15 protein-coding genes are annotated in these 16,810 nt (G+C 74.9%); 8 read left to right on the top strand and 7 right to left on the bottom strand.

Features of this window, described 5'->3' with window-relative positions; all coding sequences use genetic code 11:
• Positions 1 to 3: 3 nt before the first annotated feature.
• From EPD83_RS00280 to EPD83_RS00265, 4 genes are all read right to left on the bottom strand, one after another.
• Entirely contained in the window at positions 4 to 342 is a 339-nt protein-coding gene (locus tag EPD83_RS00280; RefSeq protein WP_128367094.1) for a helix-turn-helix domain-containing protein, read from the bottom strand.
• A gap of 70 nt (positions 343 to 412) precedes the next feature.
• Positions 413 to 1,933: an L-arabinose isomerase gene (gene araA, locus EPD83_RS00275; protein ID WP_128367093.1), complete on the bottom strand. Its 1,521-nt coding sequence runs from the start codon at positions 1,931 to 1,933 to the stop codon at positions 413 to 415.
• Positions 1,934 to 1,984: 51 nt separating this feature from the next.
• Positions 1,985 to 2,662 carry an L-ribulose-5-phosphate 4-epimerase gene (locus tag EPD83_RS00270; protein ID WP_165566105.1) on the bottom strand — a complete coding sequence of 226 codons (678 nt, stop codon included), beginning with the start codon at positions 2,660 to 2,662 and terminating at the stop codon, positions 1,985 to 1,987.
• A 44-nt stretch (positions 2,663 to 2,706) separates the two neighbouring features.
• Positions 2,707 to 3,723 (bottom strand): LacI family DNA-binding transcriptional regulator, encoded by a 1,017-nt coding sequence (locus EPD83_RS00265; RefSeq protein ID WP_205859350.1) that lies wholly within the window; start codon positions 3,721 to 3,723, stop codon positions 2,707 to 2,709.
• A gap of 319 nt (positions 3,724 to 4,042) precedes the next feature.
• On the opposite strand from EPD83_RS00265, the gene EPD83_RS00260 reads away from it, so the two are divergent.
• Positions 4,043 to 5,644, top strand: a complete 1,602-nt coding sequence (locus tag EPD83_RS00260) for a xylulokinase (RefSeq protein WP_128367932.1) — start codon at positions 4,043 to 4,045, stop codon at positions 5,642 to 5,644.
• 74 nt (positions 5,645 to 5,718) lie between these two features.
• Here the strand turns inward: EPD83_RS00260 and EPD83_RS00255 are convergent, their stop codons facing one another.
• Positions 5,719 to 6,648, bottom strand: coding sequence for an NAD-dependent epimerase/dehydratase family protein (locus EPD83_RS00255; RefSeq protein WP_128367931.1), 930 nt, complete (start codon positions 6,646 to 6,648; stop codon positions 5,719 to 5,721).
• A 118-nt stretch (positions 6,649 to 6,766) separates the two neighbouring features.
• On the opposite strand from EPD83_RS00255, the gene EPD83_RS00250 reads away from it, so the two are divergent.
• Genes EPD83_RS00250 through EPD83_RS00240 form a run of 3 tightly spaced genes read left to right on the top strand, consistent with a single transcriptional unit; the run spans position 6,767 to position 9,290 of the window.
• Positions 6,767 to 7,981, top strand: a complete 1,215-nt coding sequence (locus EPD83_RS00250) for a Tm-1-like ATP-binding domain-containing protein (protein ID WP_165566104.1) — start codon at positions 6,767 to 6,769, stop codon at positions 7,979 to 7,981.
• Positions 7,978 to 8,889: a phosphoenolpyruvate hydrolase family protein gene (locus tag EPD83_RS00245; protein ID WP_235950263.1), complete on the top strand. Its 912-nt coding sequence runs from the start codon at positions 7,978 to 7,980 to the stop codon at positions 8,887 to 8,889. The genes EPD83_RS00250 and EPD83_RS00245 overlap by 4 nt, the downstream gene beginning before the upstream one ends.
• Complete coding sequence (locus EPD83_RS00240) at positions 8,886 to 9,290, top strand: cupin domain-containing protein (protein WP_128365786.1); 405 nt, start codon at positions 8,886 to 8,888, stop codon at positions 9,288 to 9,290. Before EPD83_RS00245 ends, EPD83_RS00240 begins: the two co-directional genes overlap by 4 nt.
• A 21-nt stretch (positions 9,291 to 9,311) precedes the next feature.
• On the opposite strand, the gene EPD83_RS00235 is transcribed toward EPD83_RS00240, so the two are convergent.
• Both EPD83_RS00235 and EPD83_RS00230 read right to left on the bottom strand, forming a co-directional pair.
• Positions 9,312 to 10,136 carry a class II glutamine amidotransferase gene (locus EPD83_RS00235; RefSeq protein ID WP_128365785.1) on the bottom strand — a complete coding sequence of 275 codons (825 nt, stop codon included), beginning with the start codon at positions 10,134 to 10,136 and terminating at the stop codon, positions 9,312 to 9,314.
• Positions 10,137 to 10,194: 58 nt separating this feature from the next.
• The gene (locus tag EPD83_RS00230; RefSeq protein ID WP_128365784.1) at positions 10,195 to 11,103 is read right to left on the bottom strand and encodes a LysR family transcriptional regulator; all 909 of its coding nucleotides are present in this window, start codon (positions 11,101 to 11,103) and stop codon (positions 10,195 to 10,197) included.
• Between the two features lie 73 nt (positions 11,104 to 11,176).
• Between EPD83_RS00230 and EPD83_RS00225 the strand changes: the two genes are divergently transcribed.
• Genes EPD83_RS00225 through EPD83_RS00210 form a run of 4 tightly spaced genes read left to right on the top strand, consistent with a single transcriptional unit; the run spans position 11,177 to position 16,757 of the window.
• The gene (locus tag EPD83_RS00225; RefSeq protein ID WP_128365783.1) at positions 11,177 to 13,210 is read left to right on the top strand and encodes an oxidoreductase; all 2,034 of its coding nucleotides are present in this window, start codon (positions 11,177 to 11,179) and stop codon (positions 13,208 to 13,210) included.
• Positions 13,211 to 13,248: 38 nt separating this feature from the next.
• Positions 13,249 to 14,520: an aromatic ring-hydroxylating oxygenase subunit alpha gene (locus EPD83_RS00220; RefSeq protein WP_128365782.1), complete on the top strand. Its 1,272-nt coding sequence runs from the start codon at positions 13,249 to 13,251 to the stop codon at positions 14,518 to 14,520.
• Positions 14,517 to 15,608, top strand: a complete 1,092-nt coding sequence (locus EPD83_RS00215; protein WP_205859349.1) for a hybrid-cluster NAD(P)-dependent oxidoreductase — start codon at positions 14,517 to 14,519, stop codon at positions 15,606 to 15,608. The genes EPD83_RS00220 and EPD83_RS00215 overlap by 4 nt, the downstream gene beginning before the upstream one ends.
• Before the next feature lie 42 nt (positions 15,609 to 15,650).
• Entirely contained in the window at positions 15,651 to 16,757 is a 1,107-nt protein-coding gene (locus EPD83_RS00210) for a mandelate racemase/muconate lactonizing enzyme family protein (RefSeq protein WP_128365781.1), read from the top strand.
• Positions 16,758 to 16,810: the final 53 nt, after the last annotated feature.

Genomic DNA, 16,810 nt, shown 5'->3' with positions numbered 1-16,810 from the left:
GGCTCAGGCGGCGAGACGGACGGCCCCACCGGGCGCCGCGACGGCCCGCGCGAGCCGGCTCGAGGCCCGCCCGGCCAGCTCGGCGACGGTGAGGTCCAGCGCGCCGGCGACCGCAGCCAGCACCTCCGACGAGGGCTCCTTGAGCCCGCGCTCGACCTCGGAGAGGTACTGCACGGACACCCCGGCCCGGGCCGCGACGTCGACGAGCCGCTCCCCCCGGTCGGCGCGCTCCTCGCGCAGCTCGGTCCCGACGGCCTCGCGCCACAGCGGCTCGGGCGCGGCCGGCCCGGCGGTGGGGCGGGAGGGTCCGGAACGGCGGTGCAGCGGGACGACGGCGCTCATCCGCCGACGGTAGCCCCGGCCACCGGCCACGGGACCCCCGTTCCGCCCAGGGCGGACGTGAGGGCCGGCGTCAGAGCCCGGCGGCCAACCGGTGGTAGGCCGCGGACCAGCGGAGCGAGTCGCGCAGGGCGGGGACGGTGCTCGAGCCGTCGATGACGACGAGCTCGGTACGCAGCATCTCGGCCAGCTCGCGGAACTCGGGCGTGCCGACCGCGGTCGACAGGACGGTGTGGTGCGGTCCGCCGGCGAGGATCCAGGACTCGGTCGAGGTGGCGAAGTCCGGCTTCGGCTCCCACACGGCGCAGGCGACGGGGAGCCTCGGCAGCGGCTCGGACGGCTCGACGACGTCGATCTCGTTGAGCACGAGCCGGAACCGGTCGCCCAGGTCGTTCATGCCCACGACGACGGCGTCCGGCGCGGGTGCCGCGGTGAACCGCAGCCGCACGGGGTCCTCGCGGTCCCCGATCGCCAGCGGGTGGATCTCCAGGGTGGGCCGGCCCGCGGCGATGGTCGGGCAGACCTCGAGCATGTGCGCGCCGAGGATCCTCTCCCGGCCCGGCGTCGCCAGGTCGTAGGTGTAGTCCTCCATGAACGAGGTGCCGCCCGGGCGGCCGGCCGCCATCGCCTTCGTCGTGCGCAGGACCGTCGAGGTCTTCCAGTCGCCCTCGCCGCCGAAGCCGTAGCCGTCGGCCATGAGGCGCTGCACGGCCAAGCCCGGCAGCTGTCGCAGGCCGCCGAGGTCCTCGAAGTTGCTGGTGAACGCCGTAAAACCGCCGCCCTCGAGGAAGGAGCGCAGGCCCCACTCCACCGCCGCGCCGTAGCGCAGCGACTCGTGCCGCTCCCCACCCGCCCGCAGCTCCGGGGCGACGTCGTAGGTGTCGGCGTACTCCTCCACGAGCGCGTCCACCGCAGCCGGCGGCGCGGAGTCGACGAGGTCGGCCAGCTCGGTGACGCCGTAGGCCTGCACCTCGACGCCGAACCGCAGCTGGGCCTCGACCTTGTCGCCCTCGGTGACGGCGACGTTGCGCATGGTGTCGCCGAACCGGGCCAGCCGCATCGTCCGCAGCTCGTGGGCCCCCCGGGCCGCCCGCGACCAGACCGCGACCCGCTCCCGCACGACCGGGTTCGACACGTGGCCCGACACGACCGTGCGCGCGACCCCGAGCCGCGCCCCGACGTACCCGAACTCGCGGTCGCCGTGGGCGGCCTGGTTGAGGTTCATGAAGTCCATGTCGATGGTGCTCCACGGCAGCTGCGCGCCGGCCTGGGTGTGCAGGTGCAGCATCGGCTTGCGCAGCGCGTCCATGCCGGCGAGCCACATCTTCGCCGGGCTGAAGGTGTGCATCCACGTGATGACGCCCGCGCAGTCCGGGTCGGCGTTGGCCTCGAGGATCGCGGCGTGGATCGACGCGGCGTCCTTGAGCACCGGCTTCCACACCACCGTCACCGACAGGTCGCCCTCGGCCTCGAGCTGCTCGGCGACGGCGCGCGACTGGTCGGCGACCTGGACCAGGGTCTCCTCGCCGTACAGGTCCTGGCTCCCCGTGAGGAACCACACGGTGAGGGGGCGGATGGGAAGCGGCGCGGACATGTGCGGATCTCCAGTTCGGGACGTGGTCGGGGCGGGGTGCGGCCGGCGCGCTCAGCGCTGGCCGTAGACGTTCTGGTAGCGGTCGAAGAGGGAGGCGACGTCGGCCGGGTCGATGGGCTTCGGCTCGCCGAGCTGGCGGGAGACGTGCACCGATCGGGCCACGTCCTCGAGCATCACGGCGGCCTTGACCGCCTCGCGGGCGTCCGTGCCGATGGTGAACGGCCCGTGGCCGGCCATGAGCACCGCGCGGCTGTTCGAGTCCTTCAGGGTCTCGACGATGCCGCGGCCGATGGAGTCGTCGCCGATGAGCGCGAAGGGACCGACGGGGATGTCGCCGCCGAACTCGTCGGCCATCATCGTCAGCACGCACGGGATCGGCTCGGCCCGCGCCGCCCAGGCGCAGGCGTACGTCGAGTGGGTGTGGACGACGCCGCCGACCTCCGGCATGTGCCGGTAGACGTAGGCCGCGGCGGCGGTGTCCGAGGAGGGGGCGTGCTCGCCCTCGACGACCTCGCCGTCGAGGTCGCAGACGACCATCGACTCCGGGGTGAGGTCGTCGTAGGAGACGCCGGAGGGCTTGATGACCAGGAGGTCGTGGTCCGGCACCCGGGCCGAGACGTTGCCGGCGGTCCACACGACGAGCCCGTACCGGGTGAGCTCGCGGTGCAGGTCGCTCACGGTGCGTCGCAGCTCGGCGATCGTGGCCTGGACGTCGGAGACGGCGGTCATGCGGGGGGAACCTCTCGGAGTGGGTCGGACGGGGCGGGGACGGGTCAGCGGAGCGGGGGCGGCGGGGCGGTGCTGGAGCGCACGACGAGCTCGGGGACGAGCAGCGGCACCGGCTCGGCCGGCTCCCCGGCGACGAGCCGCTGGACGAGGTCGATGGCGCGGCGGCCGACCGCGGCGAAATCCTGCCGGACCGTCGTCAACGGCGGGATCAGGTAGGCGGCCTCGGGGATGTCGTCGACGCCGACGACGCTCACGTCGCCGGGGACCGTCCGCCCGCACTCGTACAGCGCGCGCAGCAGCCCGAGCGCGATCTGGTCGTTGGCCGCGAACACCGCGGTGACCTCGGGCCGCTGGCAGATCTGCAGCCCGGCCCGGAAGCCGCTCTCGGAGCTCCAGTCCCCCGTGATCGGCGACGCCGGCCGCAGCCCCGCGTCGAACATCGCCTGCCGCCAGCCCTCGAGCCGGGCGCGGGCCTCGGCCCAGTCCAGCGGGCCGCTGACGTGGACGATCTCGCGGTGCCCGAGCCCCACGAGGTGCTCGGTGACCGCCCGGGCGGCGGCCCACTGGTCGACGCCGACGCCGGACGAGTCACGGCCGAGGTCGCCCTGGGCGACGACGACCGGGACACCGGTGCGCTGGGCCCGCACGATGCCGAGCGCCTCGTCGTGGCCGGCGATCATGACGACCGCCTCGACCCCGAGGGTGCGCAGGTGGTCGACGGCCTGCTCGAGCGCCGCGGTCGACAGCTCGGGGAGGTTGACCGACGTCGGGAAGAACCCGGCCGCGGCCGCGGCCTGCTCGACGGTGCGCTGGATGCTCACGGGACCGAACTCCACCGACGCCGTGGCGATGACCCCGATGATCCCGGTCCTCCCGCGGACCAGGGCCCGTGCCGAGGTGTTCGGCCGGTAGCCAAGACGCTCGATGGCGTCCAGCACCTTCTCGCGGGTCTCGGGACTGATGTGCGCCGCGTCGTTGACGACCCGCGAGACGGTCTGGTGCGACACCCCGGCGAGCCGGGCGACGTCGGCCATGACCGGGGCCCGGACGGTCTGGCTCACGACCCTCCGCCCGGGACGCCGAGCCCGACGACGCCCGTCCCGGGTCGGGTCGCTCCGTGCATCGTGGCGCCCTCGCTCGTCCGGGGCCCGTCCGACCGGGCCGTCTTGTTAACGCTCACATCACACGGTAGGGGCCCGCCCCGGGCGGTGTCAATCGCCCCCGGGCCCCTCGCCGCCTGCCCCTCGACGCAGCGCCCGAGCTTCGGGCTCGAGTGGTCGCGCGAGCACCCCGACCGCGCGGCGGCGGCTGGTGCCGCCCCTTTGTGAGCGCTAACATCATGGTTGGCCACCGATGTCCCGTCCCCCGAGGAGCACGCCCATGTCGACCACCGACGACCGGTCCCCCGCGCGGGACGTCATCGCCGACGGCCGGGCCGTGCTCGGCATCGAGCTGGGGTCCACCCGGATCAAGGCGGTCCTCGTCGACGACGCCGGCCGGCCGCTCGCCGGCGGCGGGCACGACTGGGAGAACCGGTACGAGGACCGCACCTGGACCTACTCCGAGGACGACGTGTGGACCGGTCTGCGCGAGTGCTACGCGGCGATGGCCGCCGACTGCGAGGAGCGGCACGGCGTCACCCCGACCTCGCTCGCCGGCCTCGGGGTCTCGGCGATGATGCACGGCTACCTCGCCCTGGACAACACCGGCGAGCTGCTCGTGCCCTTCCGGACCTGGCGCAACACCTCGACGGGCACCGCCGCCGCGGAGCTCACCGAGGCGCTGGGCTTCAACGTGCCCCTCCGCTGGTCGGTGGCGCACTTCTACCAGGCGGTGCTCGACGACGAGCCGCACCTGCCGCAGGTCGCCGGGCTCACGACGCTGGCCGGCCTCGTGCACCGCGCGCTCACCGGCGAGCACGTCCTCGGCGTCGGCGACGCCTCCGGCATGTTCCCTATCGACCCCGCCACCGGCACCTACGACGCCGACCGGCTGGCCCGCGTCGACGCCCTCGTGGCCGAGCGGCGGTCGGGGTCGGACCTGTCCTCGCTCCTCCCCCGCGTCCTGCCCGCGGGCCGCGAGGCCGGGCGCCTGACCGCCGACGGCGCGGCGCTGCTCGACCCCACCGGCACCCTAAGGGCCGGGGCGCCGGTGTGCCCGCCCGAGGGCGACGCCGGCACCGGCATGGTCGCGACGAACGCCGTCGCGCCACGCACCGGCAACGTCAGCGTCGGCACGAGCATCTTCCTCATGGCCGTCCTGGAGCAGGAGCTGGACGCGGTGCACGAGGAGATCGACATCGTCACCACGCCCGCCGGCGACCCGGTGGCGATGGTCCACTGCAACAACGGCGCCAGCGAGCTCGACACCTGGGCCGGCGTCTTCGGCCGGTTCGCCTCCGCCCTCGGGCACGAGGCCGACGCCGACGAGGTCTTCCGCGTCCTGCTCCACGAGGCGCTGGAGGCCGACGCCGACGCCGGCGGCCTGCTCGCCTACAACTACCTGTCCGGCGAGCCCGTCACCGGTCTCGACGAGGGACGGCCGCTCGTCCTGCGCACGCCGGACAGCCGGCTCACCCTGGCCAACTTCGTGCGCGCCGAGCTCTACGGCGCCTTCGCCACGCTGGCCCTGGGGATGCGGGTGCTCGACGCCGAGGACGTCGCCCTCGACGTCGTCGTCGCGCACGGCGGGCTGCTGCGCACCGAGGGCGTCGCGCAGCGGCTGCTGGCGGGGGCGCTGCGGACGAAGGTCGCCGTCGGCGAGTCCGCCGGCGAGGGCGGGGCCTGGGGCATCGCGGTGCTCGCCGGCTACCTCGCCCACGCGGACGAGACGTCGCTGGGCGAGTACCTGGACACGGTGTTCGCCGACGCCGAGAGCACGGTCGTGGAGCCCGAGCAGGACGACGTCGACGGGTTCGCCGCCTACCTCGAGCGCTTCGAGGCCGGGCTCGCCGTCCAGCGCGCCGCGGTCGACGCCGGCTGACCCCGGCCCCACCTCCGGACGTGTGTGAACACGCCGCGGATCCGCGGCGTGTTCACACACGTTCGGGGAGGTCGTCAGACGTGGTCGCGCCAGGAGTGCTGCGGGTCGTAGCCGAGGACCCGCCGGGCCTTGTCGATGCCGAGCAGCGTCTCGTGCTCGCCGAGCTCCTTGGTCACCGGCACGTCCGGGTACACCTGCGCCATGAGCTCCGCCGACGAGCGTGACATCACGGTGTCGTGGTTGGCGATGACGAACACGTCGGCGCCGGGCACGTCGTGCCGCAGCCCGCGCTCGACCGCCTGGGCGCCGTCGCGGGCGTCGATGTAGCCCCAGAGGTTCCACCGCCGCAGCTGCGGGTCGGCGTCGAAAGAGGGGAACTGCGCATAGTCCTCGACGTCCATGACGTTGCTGAAGCGCAGCCCGACGCAGACGAGCCCCGGCTGCCAGCGGCAGAACTGCCGGGCCAGCTCCTCCTCGAGGGTCTTGTTCAGCGAGTACGTCGACTCCGGCCGGGGCGGGTACTCCTCGTCGACCGGGGCGTACGGCGGCGGGGTGTCGAAGGGCAGGCCGAGGACGGTCTCGCTGGAGGCCCAGACGACCCGCCGGATCCCGAGCGCGCGGCTCGCGGCGAAGACGTTGTACGTCGCGGCCGAGTTGTTCGCGTACGTGGCGGCGTTCGTCGTCATGCCGGGCGCGGGGATGGCCGCGAGGTGGACGACGGCGTCGACGGCCTCGTGCTCGTCGACGCTGCCGGAGAGGGCCTCGATCACCTGCCCGTAGTCGGTGAGGTCGATGGCGAGGAACTCCCCCTCGACCTCGCGGGGGTCGCCGCCCCACCGGTCGAGGGCGAGGACGTCGAGGCCGGTCTCGCGCAGGTGGGCGACGACGGCACGGCCGAGCTTGCCGTGGGCGCCGGTGACGGCGACGCGGCTCGCGGCGGGCGGGGCGGAGGCGGAGGGACCGCCGGGGCCGTCGGCGGCGGTGGTCGCGGGGGTGTCGGTCATCCCCCCATCCTGCGCCCCGGAGGGCCGCCGTCGACGCCCGGGTGCGCACCCCCTGCGGCCGGTGCGCGCGTTGCTACGGTCGGAGGACACCGCCACGGACGAGACGAAGAGGTGCGCCATGGCCGGCCGCGTGTACGTCGTCGGGACCGCCGACACCAAGGGCAGGGAGCTCGCCTACGTGCGGGACCGGGTGCAGGCCGCGGGGGTGGAGGCGGTCGTCGTCGACGTCGGCACGTCCGACCCCGACGCGGCGGGCGGCGGCGACGTCACGGCCGCCGAGGTCGCCGGGCACCACCCGGACGGCGCCGACGCCGTCTTCGTCGGCGAGCGCGGCGCCGCCGTCTCCGCCATGGCGGTCGCGCTCGAGCACTTCCTCACCGGCGTCGACGACCTCGGCGGGGTGATCGGCATCGGTGGCTCGGGCGGCACCGCCCTCGTCACCCCGGCCCTGCGGGCCCTGCCCGTCGGCGTCCCCAAGGTCATGGTCTCGACGGTGGCCAGCGGCGACGTCGCGCCGTACGTCGGCCCCTCGGACATCGCGATGACGTACTCCGTCACGGACGTCGCCGGCATCAACCGCATCTCCCGCGTCGTCCTCGGCAACGCCGCGCACGCCGTCGCCGGCATGGTCGCGACGTCGGTGCCCTCCGGCGACGAGGACCGCCCCGCCGTCGGCCTCACGATGTTCGGGGTGACGACGCCCGCGGTCACCCAGGTCGTCGAGCTGCTCGGGGACGACGTCGAGCCGCTGGTCTTCCACGCCACCGGTACCGGCGGCCGGTCGCTGGAGAAGCTCGTCGCCTCCGGGCTCGTCGGCTCCGTGGTCGACCTCACGACGACCGAGGTCGCCGACCACCTCATGGGCGGGGTGTTCAGCGCCGGCGAGACCCGTCTCGACGTCCTCGCCGACCACCCGGTGCCGTACGTCGGCAGCTGCGGCGCGCTGGACATGGTGAACTTCGGCGCCCGCGACACCGTCCCGGAGAGGTACGCCGACCGGCTGTTCCACGAGCACAACGCCCAGGTGACGCTCATGCGCACGACGGCCGAGGAGAACGCCGAGATGGGCGCCTGGATCGCCCGCAAGCTCAACGCCGCCGCCGGGCCGGTCCGCTTCCTCGTCCCCGAGGGCGGGGTGTCGATGCTCGACGCGCCCGGTCAGCCCTTCCACGACCCCGAGGCCGACGCCGCCCTCTTCGACGCGCTGGAGGCGGGGTTCGAGACTACCGACGACCACGTCCTGGTCCGGCTACCCCACCACGTCAACGACCCCGAGTTCGCGCAGGCGGTCCTCGCCGCCCACCGCGAGCTGACCGCGAAGGAGACCCCGTGACGATCCGCCGCCGGTTCACCCGCGCCGAGCTGCTCGCCCGGTTCCGGGCCAAGATCGACGCGGGCGTGCCGATCATCGGCGGCGGCGCCGGCACCGGCATCTCCGCGAAGTGGGAGGAGGCCGGCGGCATCGACCTCATCGTCGTCTACAACTCCGGCCGCTACCGGATGGCCGGGCACGGCTCGCTGGCCGGGCTGCTGGCCTACGGCAACGCCAACGACGTCGTCGTCGAGCTGGCCGACGAGGTGCTCGCGGTCGTCCGCGACACCCCCGTGCTCGCCGGCGTCAACGGCACCGACCCGTTCATGGACACCGAGCGGTTCCTCGGCCGCCTGCGCGACCTGGGGTTCGCGGGCATCCAGAACTTCCCGACCGTCGGGCTCATCGACGGCACGTTCCGGGCCAACCTGGAGGAGACGGGCATGGGCTTCGACAAGGAGGTCGAGCTCGTGTCCGTCGCCCACGACGCCGACCTGCTGACGACGCCGTACGTGTTCTCGCCGGAGGACGCCCGCGCCATGACCGAGGCCGGCGCCGACATCGTCGTCTGCCACCTCGGCCTCACGACCGGCGGCGGCATCGGGGCACGGACCGCCCGCACCCTGGAGGACTGCGTCCCCGAGGTCGACGAGTGGGTCGCCGCCGCCCGCGAGGTACGCCCCGACGTCATCGCTCTCGTCCACGGCGGCCCGGTCTCCTCCCCCGAGGACGCCGAGCTCATGCTGCGCTCGTGCACCGGGCTCGACGGGTTCTACGGCGCCTCGAGCATGGAGCGCCTGCCCACCGAGCGGGCGCTGAAGGAGCAGACCGAGCGCTTCACCTCCATCACCTTCGCCGCCGCCGGGTCCGACGGCTCCGGCGGCCCCGACACCCCCCACACACCCGACACCCCGCAGGAGAACCGATGACCGGGTCCTTCGTCCGCTCCGCCGACATCACCCGCGACACCCTGGACTGGGGCGAGCTCGGCTGGGTCGTCACCCCCGCCACCGCACCGGGCTCCGGGCTCACCGTGCTCGACGTGACGATCACGCCCGGCCAGGGGCACGCCTTCCACCGGCACCCCGACCAGGAGGAGGTCATCACCGTGCTCTCCGGGACCATCGAGCAGTGGGTGGAGCAGGAGCGCACCACCCTCGGCCCCGGCGAGAGCGTGCACGTGCCGAAGGACACCGTCCACGCCTCGTTCGTCGCCGCCGACGCCGACGGTCCCGCGCACCTGTCGGTCGTCCTCACCCCGAGCGTCGGGGAGTCCGGCTACGCCGCCGACGAGGTCGCCGACACCGAGCCCTGGGCCTCGCTGCGCTGAGGCCGCGTGCCTCGCCGTGGGTCAGGGTGCCTCGGGGGCGAAGTCGCGGATCTCGTCGTGTCCCGCGCCGACGACGCCCACCGAGGACTCCGGGTACTCCACCCACTCGCCGGGCAGGTCGCTGAGCGGCTCGGAGACGACGACGCGCGCACCCGCCGGGGCGGCGTCCGGGTCGGCGTGCAGGCCGCGCACCGCGTCGTCGTCGGCGGTGTGGAAGAGCGTGCGGGTGTCGTGCTCGCTGGAGTACCGGAACGCCCACAGGGTGGCTCCGTCGGTGACGGCCACGGTCATCATCACCGGGTGCTCCACCCCCTGGTCCGCGCCGACCGCCTCGACCAGTCCCACGGTGCGGGCGACGGCGCGGACCGGGTCCTCTTCCAGCCCGAAGGTCAGGGCGAGCAAGAAGAGGAGCTCGGAGTCGGTGCTCCCGCGCAGGTGCGGGTAGCGCCGGGGGTCGAGCGCCAGCGCCAGGTCGCGGCGGAGGCGGTCGATGCCGCGGACCTCGCCGTTGTGCGCCCAGAGCCAGCGTCCGTCGGCGAAGGGGTGGCAGTTCGTCGGCTCCACCGGGCTGCCGGTGGCGGCCCGGACGTGGGCGACGAACAGCGGTGAGCGGACGGCCCGCGCGAGGTCCGGCAGGTTCGGGTCGCCCCAGGCCGGTCGGATGCTGCGGAAGCGCGCCGGCCGCGGGTCGCCCTCGGTGTACCAGCCGACGCCGAACCCGTCGGCGTTGACCTCGTCGGCGCCGAGCCGGGACCTCCGGCTCTGGTGGATGAGCGAGTTCTCCGGGTCCGCGACGAGCGAGGCCAGCGGGACCGGATCGCCCGCGTACGCCAGCCATCGGCACATCCCTGCATGCTCCCCCCGGTGACTGGACCTCCGCTGGGCGCGAGGACCGATTCCGCTGTCAGTCCCGGTCGCCGGCTGCGAGGTCCTGGAGGACGGCGAGGGCGGCGGCGACCGCGGGCTGGCCGTCGCTGCCGCGCCGGACGCCGGTGAGGATGCGCCGTGAGGGCACCGGGTCGCCGGAGAGCGGCACCCGGACCACGGCGTAGCCGTCCGGGATGTGCGCCAGCCGGGGCACGAGCGCGATCCCGAGCCCGGCACCGACGAGGGCCGCACCGGTGTCCCACTCCGCCGCGTGGTGGGCGACCGAGGGCGTGAACCCCGCTGCCGCGCAAGCGGTCTGCAGCAGCTGGCTGTACGGGCGCCCGGGCCGGTCCATGATCCACGCCTCGTCGCCGAGGTCGCGCAGCGGGACCGCAGGCTCCGCCGCCAGGGCGTGGCCGGACGGCAGCAGCACGTCCAGCGGGTCGTCGAGCAGGTGGTGCAGCGCGAAGCGCGGTTCGCTCGTCGCGGGCAGGCCGGGGGTGGCGACGACGACGGCGACGTCGGCCTGGTCGGCGAGCAGCAGCGCGAAGCACTCGTCCGGCTCGGCCTCGATGATCCGCACCGTGCAGCCCGGCATCCGGTCCCGCAGCGCCGCGGCCGCGGGGGGCAGCAGCGCGGCGGCGGCCGTGGAGAACCCGCACAGCCGCAGCAGCCCGCCCCCGCCCTCCGCGGCCGCGGACACCTCGGCCCGGATCTCCTCCCAGCGGGTCAGCAGCTCCTCGGACCGTTCGAGCAGCACCCGGGCCGCCGGGGTCAGCCGCACCCGTCGGCCGTCCTGCACGAGCAGCTCGACCCCGAGGTCGCGGGCCAGCCCGCGCAGCTGCTGCGAGACCGCCGACGGGGTGTAGTCGAGCGCCTCGGCGGCCCCGGTGACCGTGCCGCACTGCGCGACCATCCGCAGCACGTGCAGGCGCCGGTCGATCATGCAGCAATGGTGCACGAACCAGTGCACATTCCGGCGCTGGTGCCGCCGCGGCTCACGGCCCCACACTCGGGGCATGCGCGCCCTCGACCCGCTGCTCGAGCCGTACGAGCTGAGGGGCCTCACGCTGCGCAACCGGGTGGTCAGCACCTCCCACGAGCCTGCGTACACCGAGGCGGGCATGCCGCGGGACCGCTACCGCGCCTACCACGTCGAGAAGGCCCGCGGCGGGGTCGGCCTGACCATGGTCGGCGGCTCGGCCGTCGTCTCGCCGGACAGCCCGCCGGCCTTCGGCAACATCCTCCTCCACGACGACGAGGCCGTCCCGTGGCTGCGCGCCCTCGTCGACGACGTCCACGACGCCGGCGCCGCCGTCATGTGCCAGGTCACCCACCTCGGCCGCCGGACGAGCAGCTACACCGGCGACTGGCTCCCCGTCGTCTACTCCTCGCCGCTGCGCGAGCCCGCGCACCGGGCCTTCCCCAAGGAGGCCGAGCCCTGGGACCTCGACCGGATCGTCGCCGACTACGTCGCCGCCACCCGGCGCTGCGTCGAGGCCGGCCTCGACGGCATCGAGCTCGAGTCCTACGGCCACCTGCTCGACGGCTTCCTCTCCCCCGCGACGAACCACCGCACCGACGACCTCGGCGGCGACCTCACCCGCCGGCTCGCCTTCCCCCGCCGGGTCGTGCGGGCGGTCCGCGAGGCGCTGGGGCCGGGCCCCGTCCTCGGCATCCGGATGTCGCTGGACGAGGACCGGGCGGGCGGGCTCGGCCGCGAGGAGGCGCTGGCCGCCGTCGCCGCCTTCGTCGAGGACGGCGTCGACGTGCTGTCCGTCGTCAAGGGGACGATCGAGAGCGACGCCACCCTGGCGAAGGTCATCCCGTCGATGGGCACGCCGTCGGCGCCGTTCCTCGACTTCGTCGGTGGCATCCGGCGCGAGGTCGGCGTCCCGGTCATGCACGCGGCCCGGATCGCCGACGTCGCCACCGCCCGGCACGCGCTGCGCGACGGCCTGCTCGACCTCGTCGGCATGACCCGGGCGCAGATGGCCGACCCGCACCTCGTCGCCAAGGTCGCCCGCGGCGAGGAGGACCGGATCCGGCCGTGCGTCGGGGCCAGCTACTGCCTCGACGCGATCTACGAGTCCGGCGACGCCAAGTGCATCCACAACCCCGCGACCGGCCGCGAGCTGACCCTCACCCACGTCGTCCCCCGGGCCGCGACCGCGCGGACGGCGGTCGTCGTCGGCGCCGGACCGGCGGGGCTGGAGGCCGCCCGCGTGCTCGGCGAGCGCGGTCACCGGGTCGTCGTCCTCGAGGCCGCGGACGTCCCCGGCGGGCAGGTCCGGCTGGCCGCCACCCCGGCCCGGCGGCGGGACCTGCTCGGCGTCGTCGACTGGCGGCTCGCCGAGGCCAAGCACTCCGGCGTCGAGTTCCGCTTCGGCGCCTACGCCGACGTCGACACGGTGCTCGCCGAGGAGCCGGACGTCGTCGTCGTCGCCACGGGCGGCCTGCCGAACCGGGACTTCCTCGCCGAAGGCGCCGCGCTGGTCAGCGACACCTGGGACGTCATGGCCGGCGACGTGCGCCCGGTCGGCCGGGTGCTCGTCTACGACGACAACGGCGCCGAGCCGGGGCTGGACGCCGCCGAGCTGCTCGCCGCCCGGGGCGCCGCCGTCGAGCTCGTCACCCCCGAGCGCACCGTCGGCCCGCTCGTCGGCGGGATGAACTCGCCGGCCTACCTGCGGGCCTTCGACGAGCACGGCGTCACCGTGACCCTGGCCTCCCGGCTGGTCTCCGTGACCCGTGACCCCGCAGGAGGGCTTCGGGCCCTGCTGCGCCACGAGTACAGCGGCGCCGAGGTCGAGCGGGTCGTCGACCACGTCGTCGTCGAGCACGGCACGCTCCCCAACGACGAGCTGTACCACGGGCTCGTCCCGCACTCGGGCAACGGCGGCGCGGTCGACCACCCGGCGCTGCTCGCCGTCCGGCCCCAGCCGGAGCCCGCCGACGGACGGTTCCTCCTCTTCCGGGTGGGCGACGCCGTCGCCAGCCGGAACATCCACGCCGCCGTGTACGACGCGCTGCGTCTCTGCCTCGCGGTCTGACCGCACCCCCGCCGACCGCACCACCGACAGGAGGACCGATGACGACGACCGCCGGACCCGCCGCCCCGACCGACGAGGTGCGCGACCTCGTCGCGCGCCGCGTCCCCGGACACACGCTCGAGGCGCCCTTCTACACGAGCGAGGCGGTCTACGAGGCCGACCTCTCGGCGGTGTGGTCGCGCACCTGGCTGTTCGTCGCCCACGAGGCCGAGGTCCGCGAGCCGGGCGACTTCGTGACCGTCGACGTCGGGCCGTCCTCGGTCATCGTCCTGCGCGACGACGACGGGGTGGTGCGCGGCCTGCGCAACGTCTGCCGTCACCGCGGGGCACGGGTGCTCACCGAGCGCGAGGGCTCCGTCGGCAACCTCGTCTGCGGCTACCACCGCTGGACCTACGCGGTCGACGGCAGCCTCCTGCACGCCGGGGACCAGGCGCCCGACTTCGACAAGGGCTGCTGGAGCCTCAGGCAGGTGCACGTCCGCCTCGTCGCCGGGCTCGTGTTCGTCTGCCTGGCGGCCGACCCGCCGGACGACGTCGACGACCTCGTCGCCACGGTCTCGCCCTACCTCCTGCCGCACGCGCTGCACCGGACGAAGGTCGCCGCGCAGGTGGACCTCGTCGAGGAGGCGAACTGGAAGCTCGTCATGGAGAACAACCGGGAGTGCTACCACTGCGAGGGGTCGCACCCGGAGCTCACGTGCACCTTCTTCCCCACGTGGGGCATCGCCCCGGACCGGGTGCCGCCGCGGCTGCGGGTGGCCCACGAGCGCTACCTCGCCGCCGAGGCCGCGCTGGAGCGCACCTGCGACGAGCGCGGCCTGCCCTACGCGGAGGTCGAGGCGCTGGAGGCGGAGCGCCGCACCGCCTTCCGGGTGCAGCGCGAGGCGCTCGACGGCGCCGGGGAGTCCTACACGACGGACGGCTCGCTCGCGGTCCGGCGGCTGCTCGGTGACCTCGACGTCCCCCGGCTCGGCCGGGCCTCGGTGCACACCCAGCCCAACGGCTGGTACCACGCGCTGTCCGACCACGTCGTGACCTTCTCGGTGCTGCCGCTCGGCCCGACGCGCACCCTGGTCCGCACGACGTGGCTCGTCCACGAGGACGCGGTGGAGGGCGAGGACTACGACGTGGACGCGCTCACCCTCGTCTGGCGGGTGACCAACGAGCAGGACTCGGCCCTCGTCGCCCGGGCCCAGGCCGGCGTCACCGACCCCGGCTACGTCCCCGGCCCCTACGCCCCGAGCGAGCGGCAGGTCGAGACCTTCACCGCCTGGTACGTGGCCCGGATGCAGGAGCACCTGGCCCCGTGACCGCCACCGTCGAGCGCGTCGCGCCGCCGCTCCTGGACGGCGTCGACGGCGACCTGGTCTGCGTCGCCGCCCGCGACGAGACCCACGACGTCCGCAGCCTCGTGCTGCGCGCACCCGGCGGCGGGCTGCGGTTCGACCCCGGCCAGTACCTCACTCTCACCGCCGACGTCGGCGGCGTCCCGGTCTCGCGCTGCTATTCGATCTCGTCCTCGCCGCACCGTCCGGAGGAGGTGACGGTCACCGTCAAGCGCGTCCCCGGCGGACCGCTGTCGAACCACCTGCACGACCACGTCCGGCCCGGGGACACCGTCCGCGCCACCGGGCCCCTCGGCACGTTCTCGACCGCGCACCACCCGGCCGGCCGCGTCCTGCTGCTGTCCGCCGGCAGCGGGATCACCCCCGTGGTGTCGATGGCCCGCACGCTGCACGGGTCCGCCGACGTCGCCTTCGTCCACAGCGCCCGCACCCCCGCCGACCTCGCCTTCCGCGAGGAGCTCGAGGCGCTGGCCGCGACCGACCCGGCGTTCGCCCTCACCCTCGTCTGCGGCAGCGACCCCACCGGCACCTGGACCGGGCCGCGCGGCCGCCTCACCGCCGACGTCCTGCGCGCGGCCGTCCCCGACGTCGCCGAGCGCGAGGTCTTCGTCTGCGGGCCCGCCGGGTACCGCGAGGCGGTCCGCGGGATGCTCGACGGCCTCGGCGCCGACCCGGACCGCTGCCACGAGGAGTCCTACGTCCTGGGGCCCCCGGCCACGACCGGCGTCGACACCGGGACGGCCCCGACGGCAGCGGGCGCCCCGGCGTCGCCGGCCCCCGCGGCCGGACGCACGTTCCGGGTCGAGCTCGCGCGCAGCGGGCGGGTCCTGGACTGCCCCGACGGCACGACCGTCCTCGAGGCGCTGGCGACCGCCGGCGTGGTCTGGCCCTCGTCCTGCGCCGAGGGCATGTGCGGGACGTGCAAGACCACGCTCGTCGGCGGCAGCGTCGACATGGACCACCAGGGCGGCATCCGCCCGCGCGAGGTCGCCGACGGCAAGATCCTCCCCTGCTGCTCGACCCCGCGCGAGGACCTCGTCCTCGATGCCTGAGCGCGACGACGGCCGCGGGCCCGGTCCGGGGGCCGGACGCGGATGAGGATCGCCTCCGTCCGGGTCTGGTCCCGCCTGCGGCCCGTGGTCGGCGGCTCCTACGTCATCGCCGGCAGCACCGTGTCCTGCCTCGACAGCACGCTCGTCGAGGTCACCACCGACGACGGCCTCGTCGGCTGGGGCGAGACCTGCCCCGTCGGTCCCACCTACCAACCGCACCACGCGGCCGGCGCCCGGGCCGCCCTGGCGGAGCTCGCACCGGGGCTCCTCGGGGCGGACCCGGGCCACCCCCTGCTGCTGCGCCGCCGGATGGACGCGACGCTCGCCGGTCACCGGTACGCCAAGGCGGCGCTCGACATCGCCGCCCACGACCTGCTCGGCAAGCACCACGGGGTGCGGGTGGCCGACCTCCTCGGCGGACCCGCCACCGAGCGGGTGCCGTCGTACTACGCGACCGGGGTGGGCGAGCCCGACGACGTGGCGGCCGTCGCCGCCGACCGGGTCGCGCGGGGCTACCCGCGCCTGCAGGTGAAGATCGGCGGGCGCGACGTCGCGGTCGACATCGAGGTCGTCCGCAAGGTCTGGGAGGCGGTCGGCGGACGCGTCCGTCTCGCGGTCGACGGCAACCGGTCGCTGACGACCGCGGACGCGGTGACCCTCAGCCGGAGCTGCGCGGACGTGCCCTTCGTCCTGGAGCAGCCGTGCGACACCCTCGACGAGATCCGCTCCCTGCGGGGGCGCGTCGCCCACCCGGTGTTCGTCGACGAGAGCGGCACCGACCTCGCGACCGTCGTCGGGCTCGTCGGCCGCCGCGAGGTCGACGGCTTCGGGATGAAGGTGACGCGGATCGGCGGGCTGCAGGCGATGGCGGCGTTCCGGGACGTCTGCGAGGCCGCGTCCGTGCCGCACACCTGCGACGACGCGTGGGGCGGGGACGTCGTCGCCGCCGCGTGCGTCCACGTCGCCGCCACCGTCTCCCCGCGGCTGCTCGAGGGCGTGTGGGTCGCGCAGCCGTACATCGCCGAGCACGACGACCCCGAGCACGGGCTCGAGGTGCAGGACGGGCACCTGCGGCTGCCGTCCGGGCCCGGCCTCGGGGTGGTGCCGGACACCGCACGGCTCGGGGCGCCGGTGCTCGAGGTCGGCTGAGCCGGCCCCCGACGGGACCCACGACCGGGTGGCCACGGCGGGCCGGGGGGCGG

Origin of the sequence: Phycicoccus flavus, from assembly GCF_004025965.2 — a bacterium.
Classification (GTDB): domain Bacteria; phylum Actinomycetota; class Actinomycetes; order Actinomycetales; family Dermatophilaceae; genus Phycicoccus; species Phycicoccus flavus.
Note: the sequence above shows the minus strand (reverse complement) of the source record. Positions and strands in the feature narration are given on the sequence as shown.